Annotated in this window: 18 protein-coding genes; 12 read left to right on the top strand and 6 right to left on the bottom strand. The window is 60.1% G+C overall.

What is annotated here, in order from left to right:
* Window positions 1-238 precede the first annotated feature (238 nt).
* The 6 genes from adk to BFP99_RS29480 all read left to right on the top strand — a co-directional run bounded on the left by adk (window position 239) and on the right by BFP99_RS29480 (window position 4,530).
* The gene (gene adk, locus BFP99_RS29505; protein WP_010212617.1) at window positions 239-886 is read left to right on the top strand and encodes an adenylate kinase; all 648 of its coding nucleotides are present in this window, start codon (window positions 239-241) and stop codon (window positions 884-886) included.
* 89 nt (window positions 887-975) lie between these two features.
* Complete coding sequence (gene tsaB, locus BFP99_RS29500) at window positions 976-1,662, top strand: tRNA (adenosine(37)-N6)-threonylcarbamoyltransferase complex dimerization subunit type 1 TsaB (RefSeq protein WP_065948857.1); 687 nt, start codon at window positions 976-978, stop codon at window positions 1,660-1,662.
* Window positions 1,663-1,822: 160 nt separating this feature from the next.
* Window positions 1,823-2,113, top strand: a complete 291-nt coding sequence (locus BFP99_RS29495) for a hypothetical protein (RefSeq protein ID WP_065926482.1) — start codon at window positions 1,823-1,825, stop codon at window positions 2,111-2,113.
* Window positions 2,113-2,973 carry a DUF72 domain-containing protein gene (locus BFP99_RS29490; protein ID WP_065948856.1) on the top strand — a complete coding sequence of 287 codons (861 nt, stop codon included), beginning with the start codon at window positions 2,113-2,115 and terminating at the stop codon, window positions 2,971-2,973. Before BFP99_RS29495 ends, BFP99_RS29490 begins: the two co-directional genes overlap by 1 nt.
* A gap of 27 nt (window positions 2,974-3,000) precedes the next feature.
* On the top strand, window positions 3,001-3,828 hold the full coding sequence (locus BFP99_RS29485; RefSeq protein ID WP_065948855.1) for an isocitrate lyase/PEP mutase family protein: 828 nt from the start codon (window positions 3,001-3,003) through the stop codon (window positions 3,826-3,828).
* 3 nt (window positions 3,829-3,831) lie between these two features.
* Window positions 3,832-4,530 carry an extensin-like domain-containing protein gene (locus BFP99_RS29480; RefSeq protein ID WP_065926479.1) on the top strand — a complete coding sequence of 233 codons (699 nt, stop codon included), beginning with the start codon at window positions 3,832-3,834 and terminating at the stop codon, window positions 4,528-4,530.
* Here the strand turns inward: BFP99_RS29480 and BFP99_RS29475 are convergent.
* A complete protein-coding gene (locus tag BFP99_RS29475; protein ID WP_065938752.1) occupies window positions 4,527-5,147 on the bottom strand; it encodes an energy transducer TonB in 621 nt (206 codons plus the stop codon). The genes BFP99_RS29480 and BFP99_RS29475 overlap by 4 nt on opposite strands.
* 96 nt (window positions 5,148-5,243) lie before the next feature.
* Between BFP99_RS29475 and BFP99_RS29470 the strand changes: the two genes are divergently transcribed.
* Window positions 5,244-6,026 carry a class I SAM-dependent methyltransferase gene (locus BFP99_RS29470; RefSeq protein ID WP_065948854.1) on the top strand — a complete coding sequence of 261 codons (783 nt, stop codon included), beginning with the start codon at window positions 5,244-5,246 and terminating at the stop codon, window positions 6,024-6,026.
* Window positions 6,027-6,105: 79 nt separating this feature from the next.
* Here BFP99_RS29470 and BFP99_RS29465 read toward each other — a convergent pair whose 3' ends face one another.
* On the bottom strand, window positions 6,106-6,759 hold the full coding sequence (locus BFP99_RS29465; protein ID WP_065926476.1) for a TetR/AcrR family transcriptional regulator: 654 nt from the start codon (window positions 6,757-6,759) through the stop codon (window positions 6,106-6,108).
* A 93-nt stretch (window positions 6,760-6,852) separates the two neighbouring features.
* Between BFP99_RS29465 and BFP99_RS29460 the strand changes: the two genes are divergently transcribed.
* The 4 genes from BFP99_RS29460 to BFP99_RS29445 all read left to right on the top strand — a co-directional run bounded on the left by BFP99_RS29460 (window position 6,853) and on the right by BFP99_RS29445 (window position 13,684).
* Window positions 6,853-7,953, top strand: a complete 1,101-nt coding sequence (locus BFP99_RS29460; RefSeq protein WP_065926475.1) for an efflux RND transporter periplasmic adaptor subunit — start codon at window positions 6,853-6,855, stop codon at window positions 7,951-7,953.
* A 6-nt stretch (window positions 7,954-7,959) separates the two neighbouring features.
* The gene (locus BFP99_RS29455) at window positions 7,960-11,022 is read left to right on the top strand and encodes an efflux RND transporter permease subunit (protein WP_065948853.1); all 3,063 of its coding nucleotides are present in this window, start codon (window positions 7,960-7,962) and stop codon (window positions 11,020-11,022) included.
* A 611-nt stretch (window positions 11,023-11,633) separates the two neighbouring features.
* Window positions 11,634-12,227, top strand: coding sequence for a LysE family translocator (locus BFP99_RS29450; RefSeq protein ID WP_065948852.1), 594 nt, complete (start codon window positions 11,634-11,636; stop codon window positions 12,225-12,227).
* A 92-nt stretch (window positions 12,228-12,319) separates the two neighbouring features.
* Entirely contained in the window at window positions 12,320-13,684 is a 1,365-nt protein-coding gene (locus tag BFP99_RS29445) for a Fic family protein (protein WP_065949012.1), read from the top strand.
* Window positions 13,685-13,732: 48 nt separating this feature from the next.
* Here BFP99_RS29445 and BFP99_RS29440 read toward each other — a convergent pair whose 3' ends face one another.
* The 3 genes from BFP99_RS29440 to plsB are packed head-to-tail and all read right to left on the bottom strand — an operon-like array spanning window position 13,733 to window position 17,402.
* Complete coding sequence (locus BFP99_RS29440) at window positions 13,733-14,422, bottom strand: DUF4197 domain-containing protein (RefSeq protein ID WP_065926472.1); 690 nt, start codon at window positions 14,420-14,422, stop codon at window positions 13,733-13,735.
* 22 nt (window positions 14,423-14,444) lie between these two features.
* Window positions 14,445-14,846 carry a YbaY family lipoprotein gene (locus tag BFP99_RS29435; protein ID WP_027604494.1) on the bottom strand — a complete coding sequence of 134 codons (402 nt, stop codon included), beginning with the start codon at window positions 14,844-14,846 and terminating at the stop codon, window positions 14,445-14,447.
* A 51-nt stretch (window positions 14,847-14,897) separates the two neighbouring features.
* The gene (gene plsB / locus BFP99_RS29430; protein WP_065926470.1) at window positions 14,898-17,402 is read right to left on the bottom strand and encodes a glycerol-3-phosphate 1-O-acyltransferase PlsB; all 2,505 of its coding nucleotides are present in this window, start codon (window positions 17,400-17,402) and stop codon (window positions 14,898-14,900) included.
* Window positions 17,403-17,582: 180 nt separating this feature from the next.
* Here plsB and BFP99_RS29425 point away from each other — a divergent pair, with 180 nt between their 5' ends.
* The gene (locus tag BFP99_RS29425; RefSeq protein ID WP_017529713.1) at window positions 17,583-17,792 is read left to right on the top strand and encodes a cold shock domain-containing protein; all 210 of its coding nucleotides are present in this window, start codon (window positions 17,583-17,585) and stop codon (window positions 17,790-17,792) included.
* Window positions 17,793-17,855: 63 nt separating this feature from the next.
* On the opposite strand, the gene BFP99_RS29420 is transcribed toward BFP99_RS29425, so the two are convergent.
* Window positions 17,856-18,233, bottom strand: a complete 378-nt coding sequence (locus tag BFP99_RS29420) for a hypothetical protein (protein WP_065948851.1) — start codon at window positions 18,231-18,233, stop codon at window positions 17,856-17,858.
* Window positions 18,234-18,268: the final 35 nt, after the last annotated feature.

Below are 18,268 nucleotides of genomic sequence, written 5' to 3'. Positions count from 1 at the left end.
GTCGGCGTTTACAGCGCTGGTTGCACTCAGGCACACCCTACCTATGACGTACGCGTGGCGCGGGTTCCTGCGACTTTTGGCGGCTTGTGTGGTTAGGGCCCGCTGTGTATCTTGATCAGCCTTTGGCCGTTTGGGCGGCCTGGGCCCATAGTTTCATGAGCCCTATATTATTTTTACGAGATTGGCCCCACGCGGCGAATCCGAGCGTCATCTCTATAAAAAATTGAGGAGCACATCGATGCGCGTCATTCTGCTGGGAGCTCCCGGGGCCGGTAAAGGTACTCAGGCAAAGTTCATCACTGAAAAATTCGGCATTCCACAAATCTCCACCGGCGACATGCTGCGCGCAGCCGTCAAGGCCGGCACCGAGCTGGGCCTGATCGCCAAGAGCGTGATGGACAGCGGTGGCCTGGTCTCCGATGACCTGATCATCAACCTGGTCAAGGAACGCATCAGCCAGGAAGACTGCAAGAACGGCTTCCTGTTCGACGGTTTCCCACGCACCATTCCCCAGGCCGAAGCCCTGGTGAAAGCCGGCGTCGAGCTGGACGCGGTGGTGGAAATCGCGGTTGAAGATGAAGAGATCGTCCAGCGTATTGCCGGTCGTCGCGTCCACGAAGCCTCCGGCCGCGTGTACCACACCGTCTACAACCCGCCTAAAGTTGAAGGCAAGGACGATGTCACCGGTGAAGACCTGGTGCAGCGCAAGGACGACACCGAAGAAACCGTGCGTCATCGCCTGTCGGTCTACCATTCCCAGACCAAGCCGCTGGTCGATTTCTACCAGAAGCTGTCCGCAGCCCAGGGCAAGCCGAAGTACAGCCATATCCCTGGCGTCGGCTCGGTGGAAGCGATCACCGCCAAGGTCCTGCAAGCACTGAGCTGATCCTTTATCGGCTTGATAGACAACGGCCCGCTTGCGGGCCGTTGTTGTTTATACTGGCGCACTTTTTTTCGACTTGGACACCCATACCGATGAGCACCCTGCTGGCCCTGGACACCGCGACTGAAGCTTGCTCCGTTGCCTTGCTGCACGATGGCAAGGTCACAAGCCACTACGAGGTGATCCCGCGCCTGCACGCGCAGAAGCTGTTGCCGATGATCAAGCAGCTGCTTGAAGACGCGGGCACCACCCTGTCGGCCGTGGATGCCATCGCCTTCGGCCGTGGCCCGGGAGCGTTCACCGGGGTGCGCATCGCCATTGGGGTGGTCCAGGGCCTGGCCTTTGCGTTGGAGCGCCCGGTGCTGCCGGTTTCCAACCTTGCCGTACTGGCCCAACGTGCCTTGCGCGAACACGGCGCCCAGCAGGTGGCGGCGGCGATCGATGCGCGTATGGACGAAGTGTATTGGGGTTGCTACCGCGAAACGGCTGGCGAAATGCGCCTTGTCGGCGTGGAAGCGGTGCAGCCACCGGAATCGGCGGTATTGCCGGGCGATGCCAGCGGTGACTGGTTCGGCGCTGGCACCGGTTGGGGTTATGGCGAGCGTATCGGCGTTCAACCCGCTGGCCAGGACGCCACCCTGTTGCCTCACGCCGAAGACCTGCTGACCCTGGCGCGCTTTGCGTTCGAACGTGGCGAGGCTACTCCTGCGGATCAGGCCGCACCGGTTTACCTGCGCGATAAAGTCGCGCAGACCAAGGCGGAAAGAGGGATTATTTGACGCCAAAAATGATGGCAATTTGAGGCAAAAGTCGCCAATCGTCAGAATTTGCCCGGGTTTTTAAACCTTTTTCAAATTATGTGTTCTAGTTATCACCAGAGCATTTGCGCGCGACGGACAGTGCTGCCAAAATGCCATTACTGATAGCGAGTTCGCGCCTATGCGTATAGATGGATTTTCCTCACAGTCGTACCCGATCAAGCGCAAGCCGCGTAAGGCAAACGCCACGGTGGACGACTCCGTCGAGGATTCGCCGGACTTCATTGAGGTCCAATCCGATGCGCAGGCCAGTTCACAAGCCCGCATCAGCGGCGTTCCCGCCCGTCAGCAAGACATGGTCTTCCCGCGCTCCATGAGCAAAAGCGTTGCCACCGCCCTGGCCAGCTACCTGACCACCGCCGGATTTGTCGAATGGGATATGGAAGTGCTGGGTCTCGACATCCACATCTGATGCGCCTGCCTTACTACCTCGGCTGCCCGTCCTGGAGTGAAAACGCCTGGCGCGAGTACCTGTACCCAGTCGACGCCCGCTCCAGCGATTACCTTGCACTTTATTCCCAGGTCTTCAACGCCGTTGAGGGCAATACCACGTTCTACGCTCGCCCCTCGGCCGCTACCGTGCAGCGCTGGGTCGACATCATGCCCGACGATTTTCGCTTCACTGCAAAATTCCCCGGTGACATCAGTCACGGTGGCGACTTGCGCGAGCAATTGCCGGCGGCGGAAAGTTTTGTCGGTTTGATGAGCCCGCTCGGTGAACGTGTTTCGCCGCTGTGGCTGCAACTGTCGGCGAGTTTTTCGCCGCAACGCCTGGCTGAACTGGCCGGTTTTATCGATGGCCTGGAACGCCCGATGGCGGTGGAAGTACGCCACCCTGAGTTCTTCGCCAAGGGCGATGCCGAGCGCATGCTCAACCGTTTGTTGCGTGATCGCGGTGTCGAGCGCATCTGCCTCGACCCGCGTGCGTTGTTCAGTTGCACGTCGACTTCGGCGGCGGTACTGCACGCACAATCGAAAAAGCCCAAGGTGCCGCCCCGTCCGGCCGCGCTGACCCGGTTTCCCCAAGTGCGTTTTATCGGCCATCCGGAGCTTGAGGCCAATGACCCGTTCCTGGTGCCGTGGGTGGAAAAAATCGCGGGTTGGATCGAAGAAGGCCGCACACCCTACGTGTTCCTGCACACCTCGGACAACCGCCTGGCCGCACAACTGGCCCTGCGTTTCCACGCCAAGTTGATGGTGCGCCTGCCCGGCCTTCCGGCGCTGCCGACGTTGGATCGGCAACCCGAAGCGGAACAACTGGGGTTACTCTAGGGCTCCTTTTCCCGCCAGGAGTCAGTCATGGATGCCCAAGCCCTTCGCGCCGAAACCTTCAAGTCCCTGCATGAGCGCGACCGCGCCTTCGTGATGCCTAACCCTTGGGATGCCGGCTCCGCGGTGATGCTCACCAGCCTTGGCTTTGAAGCCCTTGCCACGACCAGTGCGGGTTATGCGTTCAGCCTGGGGCGCCCGGACGCGGAAGGCGCGTTGTCCCTTGAAGACACGTTGCTCAATGCCGCCATGATCGCCAAGGCCACCGCGCTGCCGGTGGCGGCCGACCTGGAAAACGGCTTCAGCGATACCCCTGAAGGCTGTGCCGAAACCATCTTGCGGGCGGCGGCCAGCGGTATCGTGGGGGGCTCTATCGAAGATGCCACCGGCGTTGCCGTCGACCCGATCTATCCCTTCGACCTTTCCGTAGAGCGCGTGGAAGCCGCCGTCGCCGCTGCCCGCAGCTTGCCATTCCCCTTCACACTGACGGCCCGCGCGGAAAACCTCCTGCATGGTCGCCTGGATCTGCCCGACACTATTCGTCGCCTGCAGGCCTACGCCGAAGCCGGCGCCGACGTGCTCTATGCGCCGGGCCTGCGCAGTGCTGAGGACGTGCTGGCGGTGGTCAAGGCCGTGGCGCCAAAGCCGGTGAACGTGTTGATGTCCGGCGGCCTGAAACTCAGCGTGGCGCAATTGAGCGCGATGGGGGTAAAGCGCATCAGCGTGGGCTCGGCCATGGCACTGGCGGCCTATGGTGAATTCTACCGAGCGGCCCAGGAAGTCTATGAGCTGGGCACCTTCAGCTTTACCGAGCGCTCGATGCCCTTCAGCCAGGCCAATCAGTTCTTCAAGGACTGAGCCGTGCGTTTTTTCAAACTGCTGGGTGCTCTGCTGGTGCTCAGTGGTGCATTTGCCGTGGGTGTATGGCGTGGCTGGCTGCCGTTGCCGGCCGAATGGAACCCCTGGTCGCCGCTGGACGTACGGTCCAGCCCGAACCTGTTGACCCGCTACAAGCTGGGACGCCTGCAGGATGACCCCGAGCTCTGCGACCAAGTGCTGAAAACCTCTGGTTTGCGTGTCAGCCATCAGGCTGACACGCCCGCTGACGCTGCCTGTCCTCTGCGCAATACCTTGCGCGTGCAGGGTGCAGACGTGGCATTAAGCAGCAGCTTTCTCGCCAGTTGCCCGTTGGCCGTGGCATTCGCGCTGTTCGAGCGTCACAGCCTGCAACCGGCAGCCCAGGCGGTGTTCGGCCAGGCGGTGACACGGGTCGATCACCTGGGCAGCTTTGCCTGTCGCAACATGTATAACCGTGCCGAAGGGCGGCTCAGCCAGCATGCGTCGGCCAATGCCTTGGATATCGCCGGGTTTCGCCTGGCGGATGGGCGCAGTATCAGCGTGCTCAAGGATTGGTCCGGGGAGGGCGACAGCGCGCGGTTCCTGCGCCAGGTGCGCGATGGCGCCTGTGATGATTTCAATGTGGTGTTGAGCCCGGACTACAACGCCGCGCACCGCAACCATTTCCATCTGGACATGGGGCGTTGGTGGGTGTGTCGCTAGGCCGCCAGGCGCAGGTTGTGGGTGATCAGTGGGCGTGCCCAGTGGTAGTCGAAGTCCAGCGCCTTCTGTTGCGCCAGCAGTTCTTCGGTTGGGTAAGGCGTGGCGGGTGGTGGCAACAGGTCCAGTTCGAACTCGGCAATCGGCAAGTGCAGAGGGCGTGGTTCCGGCGCCGGGCCGGGCTCAGGCAATGGCTGGCCGGCCGTGAGGACGATCGGGCGAACCCAAGCGCTTTCGAAATTCTGCTGGCGCTGCTGCGCGACGATTTCTTCCTGTGGGAATGGCGTGGCGGCCGGTGGCAGCAACTCGGTTTCGAATTCGGCGATAGGCAGGAACAGTGGCTCAGGTGGCGCAATCTCGGTGTCTTTGACGTCGCACTCACGCTGCGTGAGGATCTGCGACAACAGGTCGGCACCGGCGCTGGGCTCTACCGCCGGGTCCGCCGGTGCCGGCGCCTTGGCGGCGAGCGCGTCCGGCGTTTCACCGAGCTGCTCGGCCAGCGCCCGGGCGAAGAAGTCCTGCCACACATGGCTCACCCCGGCCAGCGCTTGAGTATTGCGCAGGCCGTAGTGGTTATGGGTCGGCAGTACACCGATGGTTAGGGGGAGAATGTCTGACATTTTTCTCGGTCGACGCTCAGCTCTGGCAAAATACCTGACTGTTGTTTTTATCGGCCGTTGTTTGCCGATCCTTAATATTTTTGAGCGTAGCGATTGATGAGCGAACAACCAGCGGCCAGCCGCATCCAGGTCGAGGCCTTGGGCGAAGGTTTCCAGGCCCGGGCCGAGCAGTGGGCTGAACAGCTCGGCTTGCCTTTACAGCTCGCGGATGCGGATTTTTCCCTGCAAGTGGGGGAACACGGCCTGCAACTGCAGCAGCTTGGACCTGACGCGCCGGGACCGGTGCGGGTGGACTTCGTCGAAGGCGGCGCGGCTCACCGTCGGCTGTATGGCGGCGGCAGCGGACAGATGATCGCCAAGGCCGTGGGCATTGCCCAAGGCGTGCGTCCCCGTGTGCTGGACGCCACGGCCGGTCTGGGCAAGGACGCGTTCGTGCTGGCCAGCCTGGGCTGCGAGATGAGCCTGATCGAGCGCCAACCGCTGATCGGTGCCTTGCTCGAGGATGGCCTGGCGCGCGCTACGCAGGATTTTGACGTAGCGCCCATCGTGGCGCGCATGAAGCTGCTCAAGGGCAACTCCATTGACGTGATGCTCAATTGGCAAGGGGAGCCACCCCAGGTGATCTACCTCGACCCGATGTTCCCCCACCGTGAGAAAACCGCCCTGGTGAAGAAAGAAATGCGCTTGTTCCGGCCACTGGTGGGCGATGATCCGGATGCACCGGCCCTGCTGGCCGCCGCCCTGGCCCTGGCCAGCCACCGCGTGGTGGTCAAGCGCCCGCGCAAGGCGCCCTGCATCGAAGGGCCCAAGCCGAGCCATGCGCTGGATGGCAAGTCCAGCCGGTATGACATTTATCCCAAGAAAGCGCTCAAGTCTTAAGCCACAAGCCACAAGCCACAAGCCACAAGCCACAAGCTGCAAGCTGCAAGCAAAAGCGCTTTTCACTTGCTGCTTGCAGCTAACCACTTGCAGCCGCATCTCTCCTATAGGCCCGCATAAACAACCCCACCACCTCCTGCACATGGGCTTCGGCGGCTTCCTCACTCAGTTGCCCGCCGCAGCCATACAGCAGGCAGAAGTTCGCGGTGCCCTTGAGCAGGCAGAAGAAGTGCTCGGCTGCCGTAAGCGGTCTGTCGATGCTCAGCGCGCCGCTCTGGTCGATCTTGCCGAGCAGGCGCTCCATGCCCTGGAGCATCCGCATGGGCCCGGCTTCGAAGAAGATCTGTGAGAGTTTCACGTCCTGATTGCCGGTGGTCATCATCAGGCGATGCAGGTTAACCGACTCTTCACTGTTGATCAGTCGATGGAACCCCCGGGCGATATTCAACAATACCGTTTCCACCGGCATGCCTTCGGGCAGTTCGAAGTACATCACCGGCAACTGTTCCTCGCACTTGGCCACCACGGCGGCGGTGAACAAGGTTTCTTTGTCGGTGAAGTGGCTGTAGACGGTCAGTTTCGATACGCCGGCCTCAAGGGCCACGGCATCCATGCTGGTGTTGGCGTAGCCGTTGCTCAAGAACAGGATTTTCGCTGCCGAGAGGATAGCCTGGCGTTTTGCCATGTCCTTGGGACGCCCGGGGCTATTGGTGCTTACACGATTGTCGGACATTTCTACCTTTAATACTGGACTGGCGAGTTTGGTATTAATAACATACCGGCCAGTATAATTATTCCTAGCTCCATTTGCGAAAGGTCCTTCAGCATGCGCAGCACTTTCCTGCCCTTTGCGTTGCCTGTCTGCCTGGTCTTCCTGTTGGCCGCCTGCGGCCAGGAAGAAGCGGTCCAGACCACCGTCCGCCCGGCCATGGTGGTGCAGCCGCAACCCTCGGCGCAGTCGACGGACAGCTACCCCGGTGAAGTACGCGCGCGCTATGAGCCGGACCTGGCCTTTCGCATCGGTGGCAAAGTCAGCAAGCGTCTGGTGGAGGAGGGCGAGCGGGTCAAGACCAACCAGGCACTGGCGGAACTTGACCCTCAGGATGTGCGCCTGCAACTGGAGGCCGCCCGTGCCCAGGTCGCCGCTGCCGAGGCCAACCTGCGCCTGGTACGCGCTGAGCGTGATCGCTACAAGACCCTGATGGACCGTCAGATGGTCAGCCGTTCCCAGTACGACAATTCCGAAAACCTTTACCGTTCCGGTGAAGCGCGCCTCAAGCAGATCAAGGCCGAGTTCGACGTGGCCAGTAACCAGGCCGGTTACGCCGTATTGCGCGCCCCTCAGGATGGCGTCGTCGCCAAGCGCGCGGTGGAAGTCGGCCAAGTGGTATCCGCTGGCCAGACCGTGTTCACCCTGGCCACCGATGGCGAGCGCGAAGTGCTTATCAGCCTGCCCGAACAAGGGTTTGGTCGCTTCAAGATCGGTCAGCCGGTCGCGGTGGAGTTGTGGAGCCAGCCGGGCCAGCGTTTCACCGGGCGCATTCGTGAACTGTCGCCTGCGGCTGATCCAAAATCGCGCACCTTCGCCGCTCGCGTTGCCTTCACCGGCGGCAAAGTCCCGGCGGAACTGGGGCAAAGCGCTCGCGTATTCATACAGGCCGACGGCGTTATTCCGCTGTCGGTACCGCTGTCTGCCCTGAGTGCGGAGAACGGTGCGTCCTACGTCTGGCGTGTAGAGCAGGACAACACCCTCAAGCGCACGCCGGTACGCATCGGCGCCTTTGGCGAAAAAACCGTGCCGGTGCTGGAAGGCTTGACCCCCAACGACTGGGTGGTCGCAGCAGGCGTGCATGTGCTCCACGAGGGCCAGCAAGTGCGCGCGGTGGATGGCTCCAACCGTATAGTGAACCTGGCGGCCAAGGAGTAGTCCCCGATGGCTTTCAATCTTTCCGAATGGGCGTTGCGTAACCGCCAGATTGTACTGTTCCTGATGATCCTGCTGGCTGTGGTCGGTACTTTGTCCTATACCAAACTGGGGCAAAGCGAAGATCCACCGTTTACCTTCAAGGCCATGGTGATCAAGACCAACTGGCCCGGCGCTACGGCCCAGGAAGTCTCGCGCCAGGTCACCGAGCGTATCGAGAAAAAACTGATGGAGACCGGCGAATACGAGCGCATTGTCTCTTTCTCTCGCCCGGGCGAGTCCACCGTCACCTTCATTGCGCGCGACTCCATGCACTCTGTGCAGATTCCTGAGTTGTGGTACCAGGTGCGCAAGAAGATCAGCGACATCCGGCAGACCTTGCCGCCGGATATCCAGGGGCCGTTTTTCAACGACGAGTTCGGTACCACCTTCGGCAATATCTACGCCCTGACCGGCGACGGCTTCGACTATGCCGTACTCAAGGACTACGCCGACCGCATCCAGATTCAGCTGCAACGGGTGGCGGATGTGGGCAAGGTCGAGTTACTTGGCCTACAGGATGAGAAGATCTGGATCGAGCTGTCCAACCTCAAGCTCGCCACCCTTGGCCTGCCGTTGGCCGCTGTGCAGCAGGCGTTGCAGGAGCAGAACGCGGTCTCCACTGCCGGCTTCTTTGAAACCCCGAGCGAGCGTGTGCAACTGCGCGTGTCGGGTAATTTCAAGACGGTGGAAGAAATCCGCGACTTTCCTATTCGTGTCGCTGATCGAACCTTCCGCATCGGTGATGTTGCCGATATTCACCGCGGCTTCAACGATCCACCGGCGCCGCGCATGCGTTACATGGGGGCGGATGCTATCGGACTGGCCGTGGCCATGCGCGACGGTGGCGACATCCTGGTGCTGGGCAAGGCTCTCGAAGGCGAATTCGCACGCTTGCAAAAGAACCTTCCGGCGGGCATGGAGCTGCGCAAGGTGTCAGACCAACCGGCAGCGGTGAAAACCGGTGTCGGCGAATTCGTGCAGGTGTTGGCCGAGGCATTGGCGATTGTCTTGCTGGTGAGTTTCTTCTCCCTCGGCATACGCACTGGCATGGTCGTAGCACTGGCGATTCCGCTGGTGCTGGCGATGACCTTTGCCACCATGTATTACCTCGGCATCGGCCTGCACAAGATTTCCCTCGGTGCGTTGGTGCTGGCCCTTGGCTTGCTGGTGGATGATGCGATCATTGCCGTGGAAATGATGGCAATCAAAATGGAGCAGGGCTACGACCGGCTCAAGGCGGCCAGTTTTGCCTGGACCAGCACCGCCTTCCCGATGCTCACCGGCACGCTGATCACGGCGGCCGGCTTCCTGCCGATTGCCACCGCGCAGTCGAGCACAGGTGAATACACACGCTCGATCTTCCAGGTGGTGACGATCGCGTTGCTCGCCTCATGGATCGCCGCCGTGGTGTTTGTGCCGTACCTGGGGGAGAAACTCCTGCCGGACCTGGCGAAGACTCACGCGGCCAAACATGGCATCGATGGCCCGGATCCCTACGGTACGCCGTTCTACCAACGTGTAAGACGTTTGGTGGAGTGGTGCGTGCGTCGGCGCAAAACCGTGATTGTCCTGACGTTGCTGCTGTTTATCGGCTCGGTGGGGCTGTTTCGCTTTGTGCCGCAACAGTTCTTCCCGGCCTCAGGCCGCCTGGAATTGATGGTCGACCTGAAACTGGCCGAAGGCGCTTCCCTGAGCAACACCGCCGACCAGGTCAAGCGCCTGGAAGCCTTGCTCAAGGAACACGCCGGCATTGATAACTATGTGGCCTACGTCGGCACCGGTTCGCCGCGTTTCTACCTGCCACTGGACCAGCAACTGCCAGCGGCCAGTTTTGCGCAGTTCGTGGTGTTGGCTAAGACCATCGAGGGCCGCGAAAGCCTGCGCACCTGGCTGATCGAAACCCTCAACGAACAATTCCCCGACCTGCGCTCACGCGTTACCCGCCTGGAAAATGGCCCTCCCGTGGGCTATCCGGTGCAGTTTCGCGTAACCGGCGAACACATCGAGGAAGTCCGCGCCCTTGCGCGGAAAGTCGCGGCCAAGGTTCGCGAAAATACCCATGTGGTCAATGTGCACCTGGACTGGGAAGAGCCGAGCAAGATCGTCTACCTCAATATCGACCAGGACCGCGCCCGCGCCCTCGGTGTCAGTACCGCCAACCTGTCGAAATTCCTGCAAAGCTCACTGACCGGTTCCAGCGTCAGTCAATATCGGGAGGACAACGAGTTGATCGAAATTCTCCTGCGCGGCACCGTCCACGAGCGCACCGAGTTGTCGCTGCTGCCCAGCCTGGCGGTACCGACCGACAACGGTAAAAGCGTGGCCCTGTCGCAGATCGCCACCCTCGAATACGGCTTTGAAGAGGGCATTATCTGGCACCGCAACCGCTTGCCGACGGTGACCGTGCGCGCCGATATCTACGGCAAGGAACAACCGGCAACGTTGGTCCAGCAAATCCTGCCAACCCTTGAGGGTGTGCGCGCCGAATTGCCGGATGGCTACCTGCTGGAAGTCGGTGGCACCGTCGAAGACTCCGCCCGCGGGCAGAACTCGGTGAAGGCCGGCGTGCCGCTGTTTATCGTGGTGGTGCTGACCTTGCTGATGCTGCAATTGCGCAGCTTCTCACGCACGGCGATGGTGTTTCTGACCGCGCCGTTGGGCCTGATTGGCGTGACGCTGTTCCTGCTGGTGTTCCGCCAGCCCTTCGGCTTCGTGGCCATGCTCGGGACCATCGCGTTGTCTGGGATGATCATGCGCAACTCGGTGATCCTGGTGGACCAGATCGAACAGGACATCAAGGCCGGGCTGGCGCCGTGGCAGGCAATTATCGAAGCCACCGTACGGCGTTTCCGCCCGATTGTGCTGACCGCCCTGGCGGCGGTGCTGGCGATGATCCCGCTGTCACGCAGCGTGTTCTTCGGGCCGATGGCAGTGGCGATCATGGGTGGCTTGATCGTGGCGACGGCGTTGACCCTGTTGTTCTTGCCGGCGCTCTACGCGGCGTGGTTCAAGGTTCGGAAGGCGGCATAGAGGGGTAAGGGCCAATATTTGAGTGTCGAAACGGGTGGCGGGAGCCGGGAACGCTTCCTGCATTCCTGCCACTTAGAGACTACCTGGTCACAGGTATGGATTTGTCGATGTCAGTTGTTGACGACAACGGTAAATGGACTCATCTCTTTGGACTTAAGGAATACTTTATGTTTTTTTGCCCCTTCAAGTGCTTTTTTTCTGCGCTGTCGATGCCTCAAAGACCCCCGGTAAGCGGTCCTTGCCCGCAAGAGCCGCCCCCCCGACCTTGCCCGCCGCCGCCCCGGCCTTGCTACGCAAAACCGCCTAGCCCTTGCTGGCCTGAGCCCAGTCCCGCGAGGCCACTCCCTTGTTCAATGCGTTCGGCCGAGCCGCCCATGAGTATTGGTTATGGCGTGGCAACAACGACGACTTTTGTCGTGGGCGCTTTCCTGTAGTTGTCTGGTTTAACCGCTGGAACGAATCTGCATGCCCTCCCGGTGAGGGCATCTTGCGGGTACTTGCAGTAGACTTCGCGAGTTTGATGATGGCCACTGTCGCCGGGCCATCCATGTTGACGCGTCAGTTTCGATGGGGGGAACGACTTTGGGTCGTCACTCTTGAGGAAAACCTGCATGTTCGCCTGCATTCCAGCCCTGATGTTGCTACTGCTTGCCCCCGGTCCCACCAATACCTTGCTGTTTCGTGCCGGCGTATTGTTTGGCTATCGTGCGTCCTGGTGGTTGGCATTTGTCGAGTGCCTGGCTTACGTGCTTCAGGTTTCGATATGGGGTGTTGCACTGCTCTACCTGGCGGCCTATTCGCCTTGGGCGTCGAAGTTCACGCAATTGGCGGCGGCCGGATACCTGCTGTATGTCTCGTACAAGCTCTGGCAACGCAAAAACAGCACCGTCGACCCTGGCCGTGACCGCCTCAGTGGGTGGAGTTTTTTCTGGTTGACACTGATGAACCCCAAGGGGCTGTTGATCGTGTCGTTCATTGCGCCGGCCGGCACCTTTGCCGCATGGCAAGGCTATGCCGGGTTCATAACCACACTGGCATTGGTGGTGATACCGGTAGGGTCTGCGTGGATCGTATTCGGCAGTCGCTTCGAAGGGCTGCAAAAAGCCTGGCTGACACCCTTGAAGATCAACCGTGCGACGGCGCTGGCCATGGGGGGCTTTGCAACGTTGACGGTGGGGCGATTGGCTGAGTCGGTACTGCATTGAAGAAAGGCATGTCTCAATTTTCGTGGTTATTGAGATAGGTGGGGTTTTCTGCTGTACTCAAGTCTCAGAAATCAAAAATTGAGATTTTGATGATTAAACTGCCACCCAAGGTGCCGGAACGGGTTTTTGTTCTCATTGGCCAGGAGCCCCATCTTCAGCATCTATCTGACTATATGAAGCTGTCTCAGCCAACAGACAGTCGGGGCCGCTATTTGCACTTTGATCAGCTACGCCACCGTTTTCCTCAGCACTTGGATCAAGCGATATGCTGGGGGATCGTAAAGTACGAGCGCTCCCGTCTGTATCAGAAAATAGTGCCCGTAGGTACGCCTGAGGTCTGGTGCAACTTTGTATTAACGCCAACCGCACAACGCGTGGTCTCCACGGTCGACAGATATGCCTCGACTGCCGCACTTGAGTACATGAGCAGCAAGGTCGGGAAGGCTGCTCATATAAAGTATTTGCTCAACGACCTGATTGAAGATGAGGCAATCAGTAGCAGCCAGTTGGAGGGCGCGGCAACCACGACGCTCGTTGCAAAAGATATGTTGAAGCGAGAGCGACTGCCCAGAACGCCAGATGAAAAAATGATCATCGGCAATTACCGAATGATGCGTTTCGCTTGGGATAAGAGAAACGAGCCGCTCAGTGTGGAGTTGATCGCGGACATGCACGAAGTAGGTGTTCAGGGCATTGACGATGATAAATATTCTCCTGGCAGCTTTCGTTTAAACGATGAGGTGGTTGTCCAGGATGGTGATGGCAATGTTGTGCATTCGCCACCTCCCGCAGAAGGGATCATCACTCGGCTGGAGCGGTTGGCTGATTGGATCAATACTTGTCACGACGATGCTACGGCCACCCGCTACCTGCATCCACTGATCAAAGGCATTTCTCTGCACTTTGCCTTGGGTTACGAGCATCCCTTTCGGGATGGCAATGGTCGTGTTGCGCGTGCGTTGTTTTATTGGTTCATGTTTAAAAGCGATTACGCGGCATTCAGGTATATCTCCATCAGTGTCTTGCTGAAGAATGCGGCTGTTCAATACGGTATGTCTTATCTGTATACGGAGACGGATGAACTCGATCTGACTTACTTCATCGACTATCAGTGCTCCATCGTGCAACGCGCAGTTGATGGATTTAAGCAGTCTTACGAGATAAGTGTCCGAGAGGCCGAGGCGTTTGAGCGTTGGTTATGGGAGTCAGGACTTTATAAGGAACTGAATGAGAAACAAAAGACGGTATTTCAGGTCGCCAAGAGCGGTACCGCCAAACAGTTCACAGCCGTCAATGTGAAGGAAAATCTAGGCTGTTCTTACAATACGGCATCGGCCGTGCTGAACGGTCTAGTCGACTTGAATATATTTGTCAAAAAGAAGGTTGGCCGCGAATGGTTCTTTTCAATGCGAGATCAAGCAGAAATACAAAAGAACTGGTTAAAGGCTTCTCATTGAGCGGCTTCCCAATGCCCACGTCTCGCTGAAACGTGGGCATCACAGCTATTACAAGGCGCCAAACACCTTCTTCGCCAGGCTGGTGGCCGCAGCCGCCGGGTTCTTGCGAATCGTCTCTTCCTGCTGCGCAATCATCTTGAACAAACCATCCAGCGCCTGTTCGGTCACGTAGCTTTCGACGTTGGCGCTCTTGGCATCCACGGCGCCAAATGCGGCGGCCTTGCCTGCCAGGGCGTTGTACTGCTGGGCCACGCCCACCTTGTCGGTAGCGGCCTTGACGATCGGCAGGAACTTGGCGCGGATGGCTTCGCGGCTGCTTTTATTCAGGTATTGGGTGGCGGAGTCCTGGCCGCCGCTGAGGATGCCCTTGGCGTCGGTCACGCTCATGTTCTTCACCGCGTTGACCAGGATCGGCTGGGCCTGGGTCACGGCGGTTTCAGCGGCTTTGTTCATGCTGTCTTCCAACTGCGTGACCTGGTCACCCATGCCGAACATTTTCAGCTTGTCGGCGACTTTGCCCAGCTTGCCCGGCAGGCCGATCTTCACTTCAGGGTTGTTGCTGAAACCGCCGGGTACACCCAGTTGTTTCACTGCGATCTGTGCGCCTTGGGTCAGGGCGTCCTTGAGGCCGCCGCTGGCGTCGCCCTGGGACAGGCTACTGAGGTCCAGGGCCATGGCATTGGCGCCGAACAGCAGGCCGGCACACAGGGCAGTGAGGCGAAGGGAGTTGCGGAGCATGGGAGCGTCCTTATGTTCGAGTTTAGGGTGCTACGGCGTTCACGCGCACGCGCAGCGGCTGTGGATCCTGGCCGTTGAGCTGCACCGTGTGCCGTTCGGTGGTGATAAACAGTAGCTTGCCATCCAGCTCGATGCGAGCGCTCACCGAATAACTGTGGCCTGGCTTGACCTGTGCGGGGTCGTAGGTCAGGTGAAACGGCAGCGGCACCTGGCCTTTGACCGGGCCTTTCTGCTCGGCCAACGTCACCGCAGGCGCATCCGCCAGGGACACGTCCTGGAGGCTCACGCTCAAGGTGGCGGCGGGCGGCAGGGCAATGCGTTGCAGGTAGAACACCTCGCCGTCGAGGCTGGCCTTGGGCGCTGGATGCATGGATTGGCAGGCTCCGAGCAGGGCGGTGAGGCCCAGGAGAATGATCTTTTTCATGGTGCAGCTCCTTTTCAACGGCGCCAGCATCCAACTGGCGCCTTGTTCAATCTAGCGTGTTTCTTCCGCTTCCACCGGCGCTTCGGCTGCGCCATCCACACGGTGCAGGGCCACCTGGCGGATCGACAGGCGAATCTCCGCGGGCAACACGCGCTTGGCCGCGCCTTCGGCCAGTTCGCCGAGCAGGTCGTGGTAGCTCAACTTGCCGGCCTCGTCGCGACGCAGCACATCTTGTTCCAGCAAGGTCTGGATGAAATGTCGGAAAAGGCTCTTGTCGAAGAACTCCGGGGCGTTGAGGCCATGCAGGATCGACAGGCGTTGGGCCATGATCGTGCACAGGTCTTCCAGTTCTTCGGCGCTGATGCTGTTCTGGCCGCTGTTGAGCAGCAGCGAGATCGCCATGTAGAAGCGTTGCAGGGTCTGGGCGATGGTCTTGGACAGCAGGGTCAGCAGCACGAAGTGTCGCGAGCTTGGCGCAGGGCGCAGGAACACATTGTTTTCGAAGCGCAGCAGGCCCTGTTCGACGAACGCGTCCAGCCATTGATCGACCACCGTATCCAGCTCTTCCAGCGACCAGCGGATAAACAGCTCCGATTGCAGGTACGGGTACAGCGCGTGGGTATAGCGCAGGATCTGCTCGCGGCTCATCCGCGAGCTGCTCTGGAAGAAGCTGGCCAGCAGCGCCGGCAGGGCGAAGATGTGCAGTACGTTGTTGCGGTAGTAGGTCATCAGGACGGCGTTCTGCTCGTCCAGGTACAGAATCTTGCCCAAGGCATCGCTCTGTTCCGACAGCAGGTCCATGTCCTTGACGTGCTTGATCAGCGCCAGGCCGTCGCCTTCGGGCAAAGTGGTGTGGGGCGAATAAGGCACGCGGCGCAGCAGCGCCAGGTACAGGTCCAACTGGCGGGCCATGGCCTGTTCATCCAGGGCCAGGCGCGTGGTCGACAGCAGCGCCAGGGCCACCAGGTTCACCGGGTTCACGGCGGCCGCTTCGTTCAAGTGGCGGGCCACCTGTTCGCCGAGGCGATTGGTGGTTTCGTTGAGCCAGGCCGGTTTGTAGTTCGGGCCCAGTTCCTGGCTGCGCCAGTCCGGTTGCTCGGCGTCGAGGAACTCGGCCAGCTTGATCGGCTCGCCGAAGTTGACCGCGACCTGGCCAAAGCGCTGCTTGAGCGCGCCGACCACTTTGAAAATATCGAAGATCGACTCTTTCTTCTTACTCGCACCCCGCAGCTCGCCGAGGTAGGTGCGGCCTTCGAGCACGCGCTCATAGCCGATATACACCGGCACGAACACGATCGGCATGCGCGAGGAGCGCAGGAAACTGCGCAGCGTAATCGCCAGCATCCCGGTCTTCGGCTGCAGCATGCGCCCGGTGCGTGAGCGCCCGCCTTCGACGAAGTACTCCACCGGGAAGCCCTTGGTGAACAAGGTGTGCAGGTATTCGTTGAACACCGAGGTGTACAGCGGGTTGCCCTTGAAGGTGCGGCGCATGAAAAACGCACCGCCACGGCGCAACAGGCTGCCGATTACCGGCATGTTCAGGTTGATGCCGGCGGCGATATGCGGCGGGGTCAGGCCGTTCTTGAACAGCAGGTAGGACAGCAGCAGGTAGTCGATATGGCTGCGGTGGCAAGGCACATAAATTACCTCGTAGCCCTGGGCAACCTGTTGCACGCCCTCGATGTTATTGACCTTGATGCCGTCGTAGATCTTGTTCCAGAACCAGCTCAACACCACTTCCAGGAAGCGGATCGCGGTGTAGGTGTAGTCCGAGGCGATCTCGTTGCCGTAGCGCAGGGCCAGGGCCTTGGCTTTTTCCGGGCTGATTTTTTCCCGTTCGGCTTCGTCAAGGATGGCCTGGCGCACCAATGGCATGTTGACCAGGCCTTTCACCAGATTGCGCCGGTGGGACAAATCGGGGCCGATCACCGCCGTCTTCAGGTTACGAAAGTGCACGCGCAGGATACGTTGGGCCATGCGCACGGTGCGTTCGTGGCCTTTATTGTGCTCGATCAATTCACGCAGGTTGATGGGCGCGGAGAATTGCACGCGGGTCTTGCGCCCCAGGATCAGGATGCTCAACAACCGGCGTAGACGCCCAGTGACCGCCCAGCTGTCGGCAAACAGCAGTTTCCACGGGCTGGACTCGCTCGCAGGGGTTTGTCCCCAGAACACGCTGACCGGAATGATTTGTGCATTCTCTTCGGCGTGTTCGCTGAGGGTGTTGACCAGGCGGGTCAGGGTAGGCGGCGCGCCGCGCTTGTCCTGGCGCCCCAGCCAGTCCGGCTCGGGCGTGAGGTAGAAGAACGCCGCGGGTTCCATCAGCGGCCCTACCGATACCGGCAGTACCGGGCGCGGCAGGCCGGCCTTGGTGCACTCGGCATCGACCACGGCCAATTCGGTGAGGGAGGGCGATTGCAGGACGTAAAACACCGGCCGGCTGCGGTCCAGGTTGAGGGTAAGGGACGACTGGTTGATCGTCTCCGAGCGAACCCAGAGGTACAACAGTCGGCGCAAGGTGCCAAACACCAGACGGCGGAACGGGGAGCGGGTCATAGGCGAGCTGCTTCAAGTGGGAAAAACCGAGCAGGCGCTCGGGCGGGTAGTGTGCCGTATTCGCCGAAAATCGGCAAAAAAGCAGCGATGTAAACTTGAGTTGATCGTTTTTGAGCCTGTCTTATACTCGGCAGTTCAACGCGATCGGCTCAACAATAACAATCAAGTGGGAGTGAACAGATGGCAACGCGCGAGACAGGCAATGTGAAGTGGTTCAACGACGCCAAGGGCTATGGCTTTATCCAGCGTGAAGATGGCAAGGATGTGTTTGTGCACTACCGCGCCATTCGCGGCGACGGCCACCGTTCGTTGGCCGAGGGCCAGCAAGTGGAATACGCCGTGGTAAGCGGCGAGAAGGGGTTGCAGGCGGAGGATGTGGTCGGCCTGTAGGCCGAGCGGCAAGCTACAAGCTGCAAGCGCTTTGACTTGCAGCTTGCAGCTTGAAGCTGCTTTTTAAGCTGTTTTCCAGGTGATCTGCTCTTCACCGTCCGCGCTGATGCGGATCCAGGTGTCGGCGCTTTCCTCACCTTCTTCCTCGACCCAGCTACCCGGTGCGCAACGTACTTCAACATTCAGCGCAGCAAACGCAGCGCGGGCACAGGCAATGTCGTCCTCCCACGGTGTCTGGTCACTTTCCAGGTACAGGCTGTTCCACTTGCCTACGGCTTTCGGCAGCCAGGTGACGGGCACATTGCCGGCCTTGCACTTGTAGGTCTGGCCACGTTGGACCCAGTCGCTGCAAGGGCCCAGGGCAGCGCCCAGCCAGGCGGCGATGGCCTTGTAGTCGACGTCGGCGTCCTTCAGGTAAATCTCGATATCGGGTTGGCGCATGGATATTCCTCGTTGCGGGATTCGAAAATCCATTC

Origin of the sequence: Pseudomonas sp. 1 R 17, assembly GCF_900067035.1 — a bacterium.
GTDB classification, from domain to species: Bacteria; Pseudomonadota; Gammaproteobacteria; order Pseudomonadales; family Pseudomonadaceae; genus Aquipseudomonas; species Aquipseudomonas marginalis.
This window is presented reverse-complemented; position numbering and strand designations above follow the sequence as displayed.